This is a genomic window from Enterobacter sp. EC_50, assembly GCF_019584525.1.
Classification (GTDB): domain Bacteria; phylum Pseudomonadota; class Gammaproteobacteria; order Enterobacterales; family Enterobacteriaceae; genus Enterobacter; species Enterobacter roggenkampii.
Map to the genome: position 1 here is coordinate 120805 of NZ_VDAF01000006.1, position 13785 is coordinate 134589.

At 57.5% G+C, this 13785-nt stretch carries 10 protein-coding genes; 6 read left to right on the forward strand and 4 right to left on the reverse strand.

The features are described 5' to 3' along the window. Window positions 1-72 precede the first annotated feature (72 nt). Both lptG and lptF read right to left on the reverse strand, forming a co-directional pair. Window positions 73-1155: an LPS export ABC transporter permease LptG gene (gene lptG / locus FHC48_RS07190; RefSeq protein WP_008501437.1), complete on the reverse strand. Its 1083-nt coding sequence runs from the start codon at window positions 1153-1155 to the stop codon at window positions 73-75. Further along, window positions 1155-2255, reverse strand: a complete 1101-nt coding sequence (gene lptF / locus FHC48_RS07195) for an LPS export ABC transporter permease LptF (protein WP_021242268.1) — start codon at window positions 2253-2255, stop codon at window positions 1155-1157. The genes lptG and lptF overlap by 1 nt, the downstream gene beginning before the upstream one ends. Before the next feature lie 266 nt (window positions 2256-2521). On the opposite strand from lptF, the gene pepA reads away from it, so the two are divergent. The 5 genes from pepA to FHC48_RS07220 all read left to right on the forward strand — a co-directional run bounded on the left by pepA (window position 2522) and on the right by FHC48_RS07220 (window position 9179). Further along, window positions 2522-4033, forward strand: coding sequence for a leucyl aminopeptidase (pepA, locus tag FHC48_RS07200; protein ID WP_008501434.1), 1512 nt, complete (start codon window positions 2522-2524; stop codon window positions 4031-4033). Window positions 4034-4150: 117 nt separating this feature from the next. After that, window positions 4151-4594, forward strand: coding sequence for a DNA polymerase III subunit chi (gene holC / locus FHC48_RS07205; RefSeq protein ID WP_008502815.1), 444 nt, complete (start codon window positions 4151-4153; stop codon window positions 4592-4594). Continuing rightward, a complete protein-coding gene (locus tag FHC48_RS07210; RefSeq protein ID WP_220420517.1) occupies window positions 4594-7449 on the forward strand; it encodes a valine--tRNA ligase in 2856 nt (951 codons plus the stop codon). The genes holC and FHC48_RS07210 overlap by 1 nt, the downstream gene beginning before the upstream one ends. 123 nt (window positions 7450-7572) lie before the next feature. Next, window positions 7573-8076 carry a GNAT family N-acetyltransferase gene (locus tag FHC48_RS07215; protein WP_008502817.1) on the forward strand — a complete coding sequence of 168 codons (504 nt, stop codon included), beginning with the start codon at window positions 7573-7575 and terminating at the stop codon, window positions 8074-8076. An 83-nt stretch (window positions 8077-8159) separates the two neighbouring features. Continuing rightward, window positions 8160-9179 carry an NAD(P)-dependent alcohol dehydrogenase gene (locus FHC48_RS07220; RefSeq protein ID WP_059363805.1) on the forward strand — a complete coding sequence of 340 codons (1020 nt, stop codon included), beginning with the start codon at window positions 8160-8162 and terminating at the stop codon, window positions 9177-9179. Window positions 9180-9222: 43 nt separating this feature from the next. On the opposite strand, the gene FHC48_RS07225 is transcribed toward FHC48_RS07220, so the two are convergent. Beyond that, a complete protein-coding gene (locus FHC48_RS07225; protein ID WP_059363804.1) occupies window positions 9223-10863 on the reverse strand; it encodes a dihydroxyacetone kinase subunit DhaK in 1641 nt (546 codons plus the stop codon). A 137-nt stretch (window positions 10864-11000) separates the two neighbouring features. On the opposite strand from FHC48_RS07225, the gene FHC48_RS07230 reads away from it, so the two are divergent. After that, window positions 11001-12503 (forward strand): helicase HerA-like C-terminal domain-containing protein, encoded by a 1503-nt coding sequence (locus FHC48_RS07230; protein ID WP_059363801.1) that lies wholly within the window; start codon window positions 11001-11003, stop codon window positions 12501-12503. Here FHC48_RS07230 and FHC48_RS07235 read toward each other — a convergent pair. After that, the gene (locus FHC48_RS07235) at window positions 12483-13424 is read right to left on the reverse strand and encodes a TIGR01212 family radical SAM protein (protein WP_119312289.1); all 942 of its coding nucleotides are present in this window, start codon (window positions 13422-13424) and stop codon (window positions 12483-12485) included. The two genes, FHC48_RS07230 and FHC48_RS07235, sit on opposite strands and share 21 nt — an antisense overlap. Window positions 13425-13785 lie beyond the last annotated feature (361 nt).

Here is a 13785-nt window from a genome sequence, read left to right on the forward strand (position 1 = left end):
TGTGAGAAAAAGTGCGGGGTGAAACAGGAGATTAGCCTCGCTCCCGGGTAACCGGAAGCGAGGAGAAGTCAATCAGGAGCGTTTCAACAGCAGCCAGAGACTGATCAGGAGGAAGCTGGCGCTTGGCAGCAGCGCACCGATAATCGGCGGAATGCCATAAACCAGCGTCAGCGGACCGAAGATCTGATCGAGCACGTAGAACACAAAGCCGAAGCTGATGCCGGTCACGACGCGGACCCCCATCGGCACGCTGCGCAACGGGCCGAAGATAAACGACAGCGCCATCAGCATCATTACCGCCACGGACATCGGCTGGAAGATTTTGCTCCACATGTTGAGCTGATAGCGTCCCGCATCCTGTCCGCTCGACTTCAGGTATTTCACATAGTTGTGTAAACCGCTGATGGAGAGCGCGTCAGGATCCAGCGCCACGACGCCGAGCTTATCGGGCGTCAGGTTGGTTTTCCACGTACCGGTTACCGTCTGAGAACCCGTAATCTGTTTCGGATCGGTCAGGTCAGATTCATCAACCTGGGACAACCGCCACTGTTTATGTTCGGCGTCAAACTTCGCCGAAGAGGCGTGTCGAACGGACTGCAGACGGCGCTGGTCATCAAAAGCATAGATGCTCACCCCGCCCAGCTCATCATTCCCCTTCACCCGTTCGATGTAGACGAAGTTTTTACCATCTTTCGCCCATAAACCTTGCTGAGTCGAGAGCAGTGAGCCGCCGTACATGGCCTGAGCACGGTAGTTACGCGCCATCTGTTCGCCCTGCGGCGCGACCCACTCGCCAATCGCCATGGTCAACAGCACCAGGGGGATGGCGGTTTTCATTACCGACAGCGCGACCTGCATACGGGTAAAACCCGAAGCCTGCATAACGACCAGCTCACTGCGCTGCGCCAGCATCCCCAGCCCCAGCAGCGCCCCCAGCAGGGCCGCCATCGGGAAGAAGATCTGCACATCTTTCGGCACGCTGAGCAGGGTATACATCCCCGCGCCCAGCGCGTCATAGCTCCCCTGCCCGGCTTTTTTCAGCTGATCGACAAATTTGATAATGCCGGAGAGGGACACCAGCATGAACAACGTCATCATGATGGTGGTAAAAATGGTTTTACCGATATAGCGATCAAGAACGCCAAACGCCTGCATTAGATGGCTCCTTTACGCGAGAATCGGGCACGTATGCGGCGCACAGGCACCGTATCCCACAGGTTTAACCCCAGCGCCAGTAAGATATACAGGCTGTTAACGAACCATGTCCAGACCATAGGGTCCAGCTTACCCTTCGCGCCGTTGGAACGAATCGAGGTTTGCAGCAGGAAATAGATCAGGTAAAGCAGCATCGCTGGCAGCATAGAGAGCACGCGTCCCTGACGCGGGTTCACCACGCTCAGCGGAACGACAATCAGCGCCATCATGAACACGGTGAAGACAAGCGTAATACGCCAGTGGAACTCAGCACGCGCTCGGTTGGTATCGGTATTCCAGAGGGTACGCATGTCCATTTGCTCGGTATCCGTTGGATCGAGCGCCACGGTCTGATGACCGATAATGGCCTGATAGTTCTGGAAATCCGTAATGCGGAAGTCACGCAGCATCGCGGTGCCTTCGAAACGGGTGCCTTTGTTCAGCGTCACGACCTGAGAACCATCTTTGCGCTGAGCAAGCTGACCGGAGTCGGCAACCACCACAGAAGGACGCGCGTTACCTTTAGGACGCAGCTGAGCCAGGAAGACATCGTTGAATTTGCTGCCGTCAACGCTCTCAATAAACAGCACGGAGTTCCCGTCGGTTGCCTGCTGGAACTGCCCCTGGGCTAACGCCGCCATGCCGGGGTTGGCTTTCGCTTCGGCCAGCACTTCGTCCTGATGGCGGGAAGACAGAGGACCCGCCCACATCACATTCACCGCCGCAACGATACCCGTGAACAGCGCCAGTATCATGGCGGCTTTGACCAGCACCGCTTTGCTCAGGCCACAGGCATGCATCACCGTGATTTCACTCTCGGTGTAGAGTTTCCCAAGCGTCATGAGCAGGCCAAGGAAAAGACTTAGCGGCAGGATAAGCTGCGCCATTTCCGGGATCCCTAAACCAAGCAGGGAAAGCACCAGATTTGTTGGAATTTCGCCGTCAACGGCCGCACCGAGGATCTTAACTAGCTTCTGACAGAAAAAAATCAGCAGCAGGATGAAGAGGATCGCCAGTTGGCTTTTGAGCGTCTCCCGCACCAGATATCTTATGATTATCACTTTAAATACGCCCGTAAAAACCCGTCTCTTTGCTGGAAAATCGCTTGTTTCATGGCTTAAACGTCATTTATTCTCTTGAGTCGTCGAAATCATCGCTAAGATTAAAACATCCGGCGGATTCACGCTTCAGGACTTTTTCTGACGTGTCGAAACCGTAGTAACGTAAGATTAACACGAAGTCACCACAACAGCGGACATGAGTTACGAAAGGTTTCAATTCTATCCGTAGCCGCCGCCGTTGTCTTTAAGATTCAGGAGCGTAGTGCATGGAGTTCAGTGTAAAAAGCGGTAGCCCGGAGAAACAGCGGAGTGCCTGCATCGTTGTGGGCGTCTTTGAACCACGCCGACTCTCCCCGATCGCCGAACAACTCGATAAAATCAGTGACGGCTATATTAGCGCCCTGCTGCGCCGTGGCGAACTGGAAGGCAAACCTGGGCAGACGCTGTTACTGCACCATGTTCCGAACGTACTGTCAGAGCGCATTCTGCTGATTGGCTGCGGCAAAGAACGCGAGCTGGATGAACGTCAGTACAAGCAGGTGATTCAGAAAACCATCAATACGCTGAATGATACCGGTTCAATGGAAGCGGTATGCTTCCTGACCGAGCTGCACGTTAAAGGGCGTAACACCTACTGGAAAGTGCGTCAGGCAGTCGAAACGGCAAAAGAGAGCCTGTACAGCTTCGATCAGCTGAAGACCAATAAAAGCGAGCCGCGTCGTCCGCTGCGTAAAATGGTCTTTAACGTGCCAACCCGTCGCGAGCTGACCAGCGGCGAGCGCGCGATCCAGCACGGTCTGGCGATTGCCGCCGGTATTAAAGCGGCAAAAGATCTCGGCAACATGCCGCCGAACATCTGTAACGCCGCTTACCTCGCCTCTCAGGCGCGCCAGCTGGCCGACGCCTACAGCAAAAACGTGATTACCCGCGTCATCGGCGAACAGCAGATGAAAGAGCTGGGAATGCACTCTTACCTGGCGGTCGGTAACGGCTCGCAGAACGAATCCCTGATGTCGGTTATCGAGTACAAGGGCAACCCGGCCGAAGACGCGCGCCCTGTCGTGCTGGTCGGTAAAGGCCTGACCTTCGATTCCGGCGGTATCTCCATCAAGCCTGCCGAAGGCATGGATGAGATGAAATACGACATGTGCGGCGCGGCGGCGGTTTACGGCGTGATGCGCATGGTCGCGGAGCTTCAGCTGCCGATCAACGTGATCGGCGTCCTGGCGGGCTGCGAAAACATGCCCGGCGGTCGCGCGTATCGCCCGGGTGACGTCCTGACCACCATGTCTGGCCAGACGGTAGAAGTGCTGAACACCGACGCCGAAGGCCGTCTGGTACTCTGTGACGTGTTGACCTACGTTGAGCGCTTCGAGCCAGAAGCGGTCATTGACGTCGCCACCCTGACCGGCGCCTGTGTGATTGCCCTTGGCCACCACATTACCGGCCTGATGTCTAACCATAATCCGCTGGCGCACGAGCTGATTAGCGCCTCGGAGCAGGCCGGTGACCGCGCATGGCGTCTGCCGCTGGGTGATGAATATCAGGAGCAGCTGGAGTCTAACTTCGCGGATATGGCGAACATTGGCGGACGTCCTGGCGGGGCGATCACCGCGGGATGCTTCCTGGCGCGCTTCACCCGCAAGTACAACTGGGCGCACCTGGATATCGCGGGCACCGCATGGCGCTCCGGTAAGGCCAAAGGCGCAACCGGTCGTCCGGTGGCGCTGCTGTCGCAGTTCCTGCTCAATCGTGCGGGTTTTAACGGCGACGAGTGATACAAAGTGCCGGGTGGCGGCTTCGCCTTACCCGGCCTACACGCCACTCAACCGTAGGCCGGGTAAGCGAAGCGCCACCCGGCTTTGCATTTAAATCCACGACAAGAAGCCCCATATATGAAGAATGCAACGTTCTACCTTCTGGACAACGACACCCATCAGGATGGACTCAGCGCCGTCGAACAGCTGGTGTGTGAAATTGCCGCAGAACGTTGGCGCGCAGGCAAACGCGTGTTGATAGCCTGTGAAGATGAGCAGCAGGCGATTCGTCTCGATGAAGCGCTGTGGGCCCGCCCGCCGGAGAGCTTTGTTCCGCATAACCTGTCAGGCGAAGGGCCACGCGGCGGGGCGCCGGTGGAAATTGCCTGGCCGCAAAAGCGCAACAGCAGCGCGCGCGACATTCTGATTAGCCTGCGGATAGATTTTGCAGATTTTGCCACCGCTTTCACAGAAGTGGTAGACTTTGTCCCTTACGAAGAATCCTTGAAACAACTGGCGCGCGAACGCTATAAAGCGTACCGCCTGGCTGGTTTTAACCTGAATACGGCAACCTGGAAATAATGGAAAAGACATATAACCCACGCGATATCGAACAGCCGCTTTACGAGCACTGGGAACAGCAGGGCTATTTCAAGCCTAACGGCGACGAAAGCAAAGAGTCCTTCTGCATCATGATCCCGCCGCCGAACGTCACCGGCAGTTTGCATATGGGTCATGCTTTCCAGCAGACCATCATGGACACCATGATCCGCTACCAGCGCATGCAGGGCAAAAACACCCTGTGGCAGGCGGGGACTGACCACGCGGGTATCGCGACCCAGATGGTGGTTGAGCGTAAAATTGCCGCTGAAGAAGGGAAAACCCGCCACGACTACGGTCGCGACGCGTTCATCGACAAAATCTGGCAGTGGAAAGCGGAATCCGGCGGCACGATTACCCGTCAGATGCGCCGCCTCGGCAACTCCGTGGACTGGGAGCGCGAGCGCTTCACCATGGATGAAGGCCTTTCCAACGCCGTGAAAGAAGTCTTCGTCCGCCTGTACAAAGAAGACCTGATTTACCGCGGCAAGCGCCTGGTTAACTGGGATCCAAAACTGCGCACCGCGATTTCCGATCTGGAAGTGGAGAACCGCGAGTCCAAGGGCTCCATGTGGCACATCCGCTATCCGCTGGCCGACGGCGCAAAAACCGCTGACGGTAAAGATTACCTGGTGGTCGCGACCACCCGTCCGGAAACCCTGCTGGGCGATACCGGCGTGGCCGTTAACCCGGAAGATCCGCGTTATAAAGATCTGATTGGCAAATTCGTGGTGCTGCCGCTGGTAAACCGCCGTATTCCGATTGTGGGCGACGAACACGCCGACATGGAAAAAGGCACCGGCTGCGTGAAAATCACCCCGGCGCACGACTTCAACGACTATGAAGTGGGTCGTCGTCACGCCCTGCCGATGATCAACATTCTGACCTTCGACGGCGATATCCGCGAAAGCGCAGAAGTGTACGACACCAAAGGCAACGAATCCGACGTTTATTCCAGCGACATCCCGGCCGAGTTCCAGAAGCTGGAACGCTTTGCCGCGCGTAAAGAGATTGTGGCTGCCGTTGACGCACTCGGCCTGCTGGAAGAGATCAAGCCTCACGACCTGACCGTGCCATACGGCGACCGTGGCGGCGTGGTTATCGAGCCAATGCTGACCGACCAGTGGTACGTGCGTGCCGACGTGCTGGCGAAACCGGCTGTGGAAGCGGTTGAAAACGGCAGCATTCAGTTCGTACCGAAGCAGTACGAAAACATGTACTTCTCCTGGATGCGCGATATTCAGGACTGGTGTATCTCCCGTCAGCTGTGGTGGGGTCACCGTATCCCGGCATGGTACGACAACGAAGGCAACGTGTACGTTGGCCGCAGCGAAGATGAAGTGCGTCAGGAAAACAACCTGAGCGCTGACGTTGCCCTGCGTCAGGACGAAGACGTGCTGGATACCTGGTTCTCCTCCGCGCTGTGGACCTTCTCCACCCTCGGCTGGCCAGAAAACACCGACGCGCTGCGTCAGTTCCACCCAACCAGCGTGATGGTGTCCGGCTTCGACATTATCTTCTTCTGGATTGCCCGCATGATCATGATGACCATGCACTTCATCAAAGATGAAGACGGCAAGCCGCAGGTTCCGTTCCATACCGTCTACATGACCGGTCTGATCCGCGACGACGAAGGCCAGAAGATGTCCAAATCCAAGGGTAACGTCATCGACCCGCTGGATATGGTTGATGGTATCTCTCTGGAAGAGCTGCTGGAAAAACGCACCGGCAACATGATGCAGCCGCAGCTGGCGGAGAAAATCCGCAAGCGCACCGAGAAGCAGTTCCCGAACGGGATTGAGGCTCACGGTACCGACGCCCTGCGTTTCACCCTGGCGGCGCTGGCCTCGACCGGCCGTGACATCAACTGGGACATGAAGCGTCTGGAAGGTTACCGTAACTTCTGTAACAAGCTGTGGAACGCCAGCCGCTTCGTGCTGATGAACACCGAAGATCAGGATTGCGGCTTCAACGGCGGCGAGATGACTCTCTCCCTGGCCGACCGCTGGATCCTGGCGGAGTTCAACCAGACAGTGAAAGCGTTCCGCGAGGCGCTGGACAGCTACCGCTTCGACATCGCGGCGGGCATTCTGTATGAATTCACCTGGAACCAGTTCTGTGACTGGTATCTGGAGCTGGCGAAGCCGGTCATGAACGGCGGCACTGAGGCGGAACTGCGCGGCACGCGCAACACGCTGATTACCGTTCTGGAAGGCCTGCTGCGCCTGGCGCATCCGGTTATTCCATTCATCACCGAGACCATCTGGCAGCGCGTGGAGGTGATTGCAGGCATCAACGCCGACACCATCATGCTGCAGCCGTTCCCGGCGTTCGATGCGGCTAAGGTTGATGAAGCGGCGTCTGCGGATACCGAGTGGCTGAAGCAGGCGATCGTGGCGGTACGTAACATTCGTGCTGAAATGAACATCGCGCCGGGCAAACCGCTGGAGCTGCTGCTGCGCGGCTGTAGCGAAGCGGCCGTTCGTCGCGTCACCGAGAACAACACCTTCCTGAAAACCATGGCGCGTCTGGAAAGCATCACCGTGCTGCCTGCTGATGACAAAGGTCCGGTTTCCGTGACCAAAATCATCGACGGCGCCGAGCTGCTGATCCCGATGGCGGGTCTGATCGACAAAGACGCTGAGCTGGCTCGTCTGGCGAAAGAAGTGGCGAAAGTCGACGTGGAAATTGGCAAAATCGAAAGCAAGCTGGCGAACGAAGGCTTTGTTGCCCGCGCGCCGGAAGCGGTCATCGCGAAAGAGCGTGAGCGTCTGGTTGCCTTCGCCGATGCGAAGACCAAGCTGATTGAGCAGCAGGCGGTTATCGCTGCCCTGTAATGCTTTTACCCCTTACGCTTCAGGGCGTAAGGGGTAACCTTCCTGAAAACTCCTCGCTTGCACTCCCCTTTCTGCGGTGCTATTAACAGCAGTTATGTGTCAATTTTTGTAATGAGTAATGCTATGAGCGTGATTACCCCCGTCGCGACGACGATGCGCCGGATCGCTGAGCAGGATAACCCGGCTATCGCCGCCGTTATTCGCACCGTTTCTGCCGAATATGGACTGACGGCTGACAAGGGCTACACGGTTGCCGACCCGAATCTGGACGCGCTTTTCCAGCTCTACAGCCAGCCTGGTCATGCCTACTGGGTCATCGAGCAGAACGGCCAGGTCGTGGGCGGCGGCGGCGTGGCGCCCCTCAGCTGCAGCGAGCCGGATATCTGCGAACTGCAGAAAATGTATTTCCTGCCAACGGCACGCGGACAAGGACTGGCAAAAAAGCTGGCGCTGATGGCGCTGGATCACGCGCGCAAGCAGGGTTTTACCCGCTGCTACCTTGAAACGACCGCCTTCCTCAAAGAGGCCATCGGCCTGTATGAACATCTGGGCTTTGAGCATATCGATGCGCCGCTGGGCTGTACCGGCCACGTTGATTGCGAAGTCAGGATGCTGAAAAGTCTGTAACTTTCGTTCCTGCCCTCTTCTGTTAAGCGGCTGTAAACTGAATGCTCTACACTCTCAGTTCACACCACAACGGGGGAAACACGATGTCGAAGATAAAAAGCTACGCCGCACCGCAGGCGGGTGCAGAACTTGAGCTGTACGAGTACGATGCGGGCGAACTAAAAGCAGAAGACGTCGAAGTACAGGTTGATTACTGCGGGATCTGCCACTCGGATCTCTCGATGATCGACAACGAATGGGGCTTCTCCAGCTATCCGCTGGTTGCCGGGCACGAAGTTATTGGCCGCGTCGTGGCGCTCGGTAGCGCCGCGCAGGACAAAGGGCTCAAAGTGGGCCAGCGCGTGGGCATTGGCTGGACGGCACGCAGCTGTGGTCACTGCGATGCCTGTATCAGCGGCAATCAAATCAACTGCCTCGAAGGCGCCGTTCCCACCATTCTCAACAAAGGTGGTTTTGCCGATAAACTGCGCGCCGACTGGCAATGGGTTATCCCGCTACCGGACAGCATTGATATCGAATCCGCCGGTCCGCTGCTGTGTGGCGGCATCACCGTCTTCAAGCCGCTGCTGATGCACCATATCACCGCCACCAGCCGCGTCGGCGTCATCGGTATCGGCGGACTTGGGCATATTGCCATTAAGCTGCTGCACGCGATGGGCTGTGAAGTCACGGCGTTCAGCTCGAACCCGGCGAAAGAGAAAGAAGTGCTGGCGATGGGGGCGGATAAAGTGGTGAACAGCCGCGATCCGCAGGCGCTGAACGCGCTGGCGGGCCAGTTTGACCTGATCATCAACACCGTGAACGTCGATCTCGACTGGCAGCCGTACTTTGAAGCGCTGGCCTACGGCGGTAACTTCCACACCGTGGGTGCGGTAATGAAGCCGCTGCCGGTTAGGGCGTTTACCCTGATCGGCGGGGATCGCAGCATCTCCGGTTCTGCAACCGGTACGCCGTACGAGCTGCGCAAACTGATGAAATTCGCCGGACGCACCAAAGTGGCGCCGACCACCGAACTGTATCCGATGTCAAAAATCAACGAAGCGATCCAGCACGTGCGCGACGGCAAAGCCCGCTACCGCGTGGTGCTGAAAGCAGATTTCTGATGTGAGTTTGCCGGGTGGCGGCTTCGCCTTACCCGGCCTACTTTCACTGCTGCGCCAATACGTTAAATACTTCCGCTACCGCGACCGCTCCCGGATCCATCACCCCATCCAGGTTATCTTTATTGACATACGACGAGCGTCCCGCGCCGGCTTTCGCCATCTTCGACGTTGCTTCTGCGCCCTGCTGCGCGGCCTGCGCTGCCGCCTGAATATTGCCTTTCTGTAACGCCTCCAGCGCCGGTTGCAGCGCATCGATCAGCGTGCGATCGCCGAGATCTGCCCCGCCGTACTGCTTCATCTGCGCAAGTCCACTGAGCAAGGCCTCCGGGAGCGTCTGACCATCGTGAAGCTTTTGCCCGGCCGCGGTAAAGAAGATCGACATCAGCACCCCGCTCGACCCGCCCATCACCGTAGCCAGCCGCTCGCCAACCAGCAGCAGCAGCTTAGGCACGTCATTAAGCGGGAGCGCGTTCTCCTCCAGGCGCTGCGCAATATCCCGCGCCCCTTGCGCAAAGGTAGAGCCGGTATCGCCATCCCCCACTTTAGCATCCAGCGCGTTCAGGCGGTTTTCCAGCTGGATCAGCGTTGTCGACACGGAGGAGACAAACGCACGCACCTGTGGATTGTCAGACGGAGTGTACTCCACACGGTCATGAATGGCGCTATGCGCCACGGTGCGCAGTGGCGCAAACGCGACGGGCTTCTGCCATCCCAGCGTCTCGACGTCGGCGTGAATCGCCTTTTCGAAGAAATCAGTGAGCTTCAGCAGCGTCAGCGAAAAGCCTTTCATGTCCAGCGCGCTGACCAGCGGCGCAGGGCCAATCAGGTACGCGATATTCTCTTTCAGCGCCGAGTGCGCCAGCTCTTTGGTCAGCAGCGCCATCTCCAGCGCCGATACGCCGCCCAGATTGTTAATCAGCACCGCAAAACGCCCCTCACCCGCCTGCGCGCTTAACGGCGTCACCAGCGTGTCGATAATGGCTTTGCTGTTTTGCGTATCCACCACGGAAGCTCCCGGCTCGCCGTGAATGCCCAGGCCCAGCTCGACATGGCCTTGTTTAATTCGCCCCTCTTCATCATCGCTGCCCGGCAGGTTGCACGTTTGCATCGCCACGCCCAGGCTCCAGAGGTTATCGCAGGCCTGTTGCGCAATATCCCGCACCTCGCTCAGCGACTTCCCCTGTTCCGCCGCATAACCCGCAATCTTGTGCACCAGTGCCGTTCCGGCAATACCGCGCGGCTGCTTGTTATCCGGCAGCGCGATATCGTCTGCCACAATCACCATCTCTACCTTCAGGCCGTAGCGTTTGGCTTTTTCAGCCGCCAGGCCAAAGTTCAGGCGGTCGCCGGTGTAGTTTTTGACGATCAGCAGACAGCCGCGATCGCCCGTGACCGCGACGATGGCATTCAGTACCGCATCCACGCTCGGCGAGGCAAACAGATCGCCGCACACGGCCGCCGTCAGCATCCCTTTGCCGACAAATCCGGCGTGCGCGGGTTCGTGGCCGGAGCCGCCGCCGGAGATCACCGCCACGCGGCTTTTATCCCAGTCGCCGCGCGCGACGATCCTGATGGCCGGATCGATATCAAGCTTGACGAGATTGCCATGCGGCGCAGAAAGCAGTATGCCTTCAATGGCATCGTTGACCAGCTGTTTGCGATCGTTAAAGAAGAATCTGGACATAGTTTCCCACTATTTTGTGAACCGTATGCAAAAGCATAGTCCGCGTTGGATAATGCGCCGCAAAGTCAGCAATTTACTCAGCCGTTTTACCGTCAGGTTGCCTATACTCCACCCAGGACTACGAGAGGAAGCGCATCATGAGTACACCATTGTTAATTGCCCGGACGCTGGAAAAAGAGCTCTATTTACTGCCCGCGATGGCGAACCGCCACGGTCTGATCACCGGTGCGACCGGGACGGGGAAAACGGTCACCCTGCAAAAGCTGGCGGAGTCGCTTTCAGAGATTGGCGTACCGGTCTTTATGGCTGACGTAAAAGGCGATTTAACCGGTGTGGCTCAGGAGGGTACCGCCTCTGAAAAACTGCTCGAACGGCTGAAAAATATCGGCATCACGGACTGGACGCCGCACGGTAACCCGGTGGTGGTGTGGGACATCTTCGGTGAAAAAGGCCACCCGGTGCGCGCCACCGTCTCCGATCTCGGTCCCTTGCTGCTGGCCCGTTTGCTTAACCTCAACGACGTGCAGTCCGGCGTGTTGAATATCATCTTCCGTATTGCCGATGACCAGGGGTTGCTGCTGCTTGATTTCAAAGATCTGCGCGCCATTACGCAATACATCGGCGATAACGCCAAATCCTTCCAGAACCAGTACGGCAACATCAGCAGCGCCTCAGTGGGCGCAATTCAGCGTGGCCTACTGACGCTGGAGCAACAGGGTGCCGAGCACTTCTTCGGCGAGCCGATGCTGGATATCAAAGACTGGATGCGCACCGACAGCAGCGGCAAAGGGATTATTAACATCCTGAGCTCAGAGAAGCTCTACCAGATGCCGAAACTCTACGCCGCCAGCCTGCTGTGGATGCTCTCTGAACTTTACGAACAATTGCCCGAAGCGGGCGATCTGGAAAAACCCAAACTGGTCTTCTTCTTTGACGAAGCGCACCTGCTGTTTAACGATGCGCCGCAGGTCCTGCTGGATAAAATCGAGCAGGTCATTCGCCTGATCCGCTCCAAAGGGGTCGGCGTCTGGTATGTCTCGCAAAACCCGTCGGATATCCCCGATAACGTACTGGGACAACTCGGTAACCGCGTACAGCACGCCCTGCGCGCCTTCACGCCGAAAGATCAAAAAGCGGTAAAAGCCGCCGCGCAAACCATGCGCGCCAATCCGGCCTTTGATACCGAAGCCGCCATTCAGGCGCTGGGCACCGGTGAAGCGCTGATCTCGTTCTTGGATGCGAAGGGCAGCCCGTCCGTGGTGGAACGCGCCATGGTCATTGCGCCTTGCTCGCGCATGGGGCCGGTGACCGACGATGAACGCAACAGCCTGATTAACCACTCACCGGTTTACGGGAAGTACGAAGACGAGGTGGATCGCGAATCTGCTTTCGAGATGCTGCAAAAAGGAGTCCAGGCGACAACGGAATCGCAGGATGCGCCTGCCGCTAAAGGGCAGTCTGTCGCCGTGGATGACGGCATTCTTGGTGGACTCAAAGACATCCTGTTCGGCAGCACCGGGCCGCGCGGCGGCAAACGCGACGGCGTAGTGCAGACTATGGCGAAAAGCGCCGCGCGACAGGTCACCAATCAGATCGTGCGCGGCATGCTGGGGAGTTTGTTAGGCGGCCGTCGCCGCTAGACGCGGAATCCACGGGCGGCCCAGCGCCGAACCCTGTACGCCGTTCTCCTGCAGGTAGCGGTCAATTTCCACCATCCCCCTCCAGCGGTTCTCACACCACAGCGGTGCCAGAAGCGTTGGACGGCGGGCGCTGGCCGAGATGCGGTGGTAGACAATCTCCGGTGGCGTGTGGCGAATCATCTCCCCCGCCGTCACCGTATAGTCCTCAAGCTCGATACCGCTTAACCGCCCGGCCTCCCAGGCTTTCGCCATAATGCTGCCCTTCACGATATGCAGCGGATGAAGCTTGATGCCGTCCACGCCGGTTTCAACGACTTTTTCCAGCGTTTCAAGGGCATGCTGTTGACCTTCGCCGGGCAGACCGACAATCAGATGTGAACAGACCTTCAGCCCGCGCTCGCGTGCCAGCCGCGTGGTGCGCTGGTAGCAGGCGAAATCATGGCCACGGTTGATACGGTGCAGTGTTTTATCATGTGCCGTTTGCAAGCCCAGCTCCAGCCAGATCTCGTAGCCTTGTTCTTTGTACTCGCTGAGCAGGTCCAGCACCGCGTCCGGTACGCAGTCCGGGCGGGTTCCCACGCACAGCCCAACGATGTTGGCCTGGCTGACGGCCTGCTGATACATCGATCGCAATACCTGCACCTCCGCCCACGTGCTGGTGTAAGCCTGAAAATAGGCCAGATACTGCTTCGCACGGTTCACCAGGCTGGCCTGATGAGCAAGCTGTTCAGCGATAGAGTTATGTTGCTGCGCTTCATCGGCAAACGACGCAACGTTACAGAAGGTGCAGCCCCCGCGCCCGATGGTGCCGTCGCGATTCGGGCAGCTAAACCCGCCGTGCAGCGTCAGCTTATGAACCTTTTGCCCGTAGCGCTGCAAAAGATCCCCACCAAACATATTGACTAATTTCTGTAACTGCATAATCTGATAGACCGTCCCGGAGAAAGGGGACAAGCCTGCCATTTTTAGCCTCTGTCGGCGATGACCTGGATCAATCGCCCTGGACGGCCTTTATCTATATGAATAAATACTCAGGATTACTGCAATTTCATTCACGCCGCATGTGATTACTTTTCCTTATGTTCTGATTGTTTTTTTCATTTATAGCGCCATCACTGAAAAACAGTGTGTTTATGCGGGTTTGCGGCCAATGCCAGATTATTGTTCTGCTATAAAACCGCTATTCAGCACGCTACATGGATAATACCGCTTTCATATAGTGAGTCAGATCACACTCCGCTGCGCGCTCTCAGGGCAATCAATCAATGTAAAATTAGTTAAA

What these genes read in the sequence shown, in the direction of transcription:
- holC (WP_008502815.1), top strand. Translation starts at nt 4,151, where the DNA reads ATGAAGAATGCAACGTTCTACCTTCTGGACAACGACACCCATCAGGAT.
- FHC48_RS07215 (WP_008502817.1), top strand. Translation starts at nt 7,573, where the DNA reads ATGAGCGTGATTACCCCCGTCGCGACGACGATGCGCCGGATCGCTGAG.
- FHC48_RS07235 (WP_119312289.1), bottom strand. Translation starts at nt 13,424, where the DNA reads ATGCAGTTACAGAAATTAGTCAATATGTTTGGTGGGGATCTTTTGCAG.
- lptG (WP_008501437.1), bottom strand. Translation starts at nt 1,155, where the DNA reads ATGCAGGCGTTTGGCGTTCTTGATCGCTATATCGGTAAAACCATTTTT.
- FHC48_RS07225 (WP_059363804.1), bottom strand. Translation starts at nt 10,863, where the DNA reads ATGTCCAGATTCTTCTTTAACGATCGCAAACAGCTGGTCAACGATGCC.
- FHC48_RS07230 (WP_059363801.1), top strand. Translation starts at nt 11,001, where the DNA reads ATGAGTACACCATTGTTAATTGCCCGGACGCTGGAAAAAGAGCTCTAT.
- pepA (WP_008501434.1), top strand. Translation starts at nt 2,522, where the DNA reads ATGGAGTTCAGTGTAAAAAGCGGTAGCCCGGAGAAACAGCGGAGTGCC.
- FHC48_RS07220 (WP_059363805.1), top strand. Translation starts at nt 8,160, where the DNA reads ATGTCGAAGATAAAAAGCTACGCCGCACCGCAGGCGGGTGCAGAACTT.
- FHC48_RS07210 (WP_220420517.1), top strand. Translation starts at nt 4,594, where the DNA reads ATGGAAAAGACATATAACCCACGCGATATCGAACAGCCGCTTTACGAG.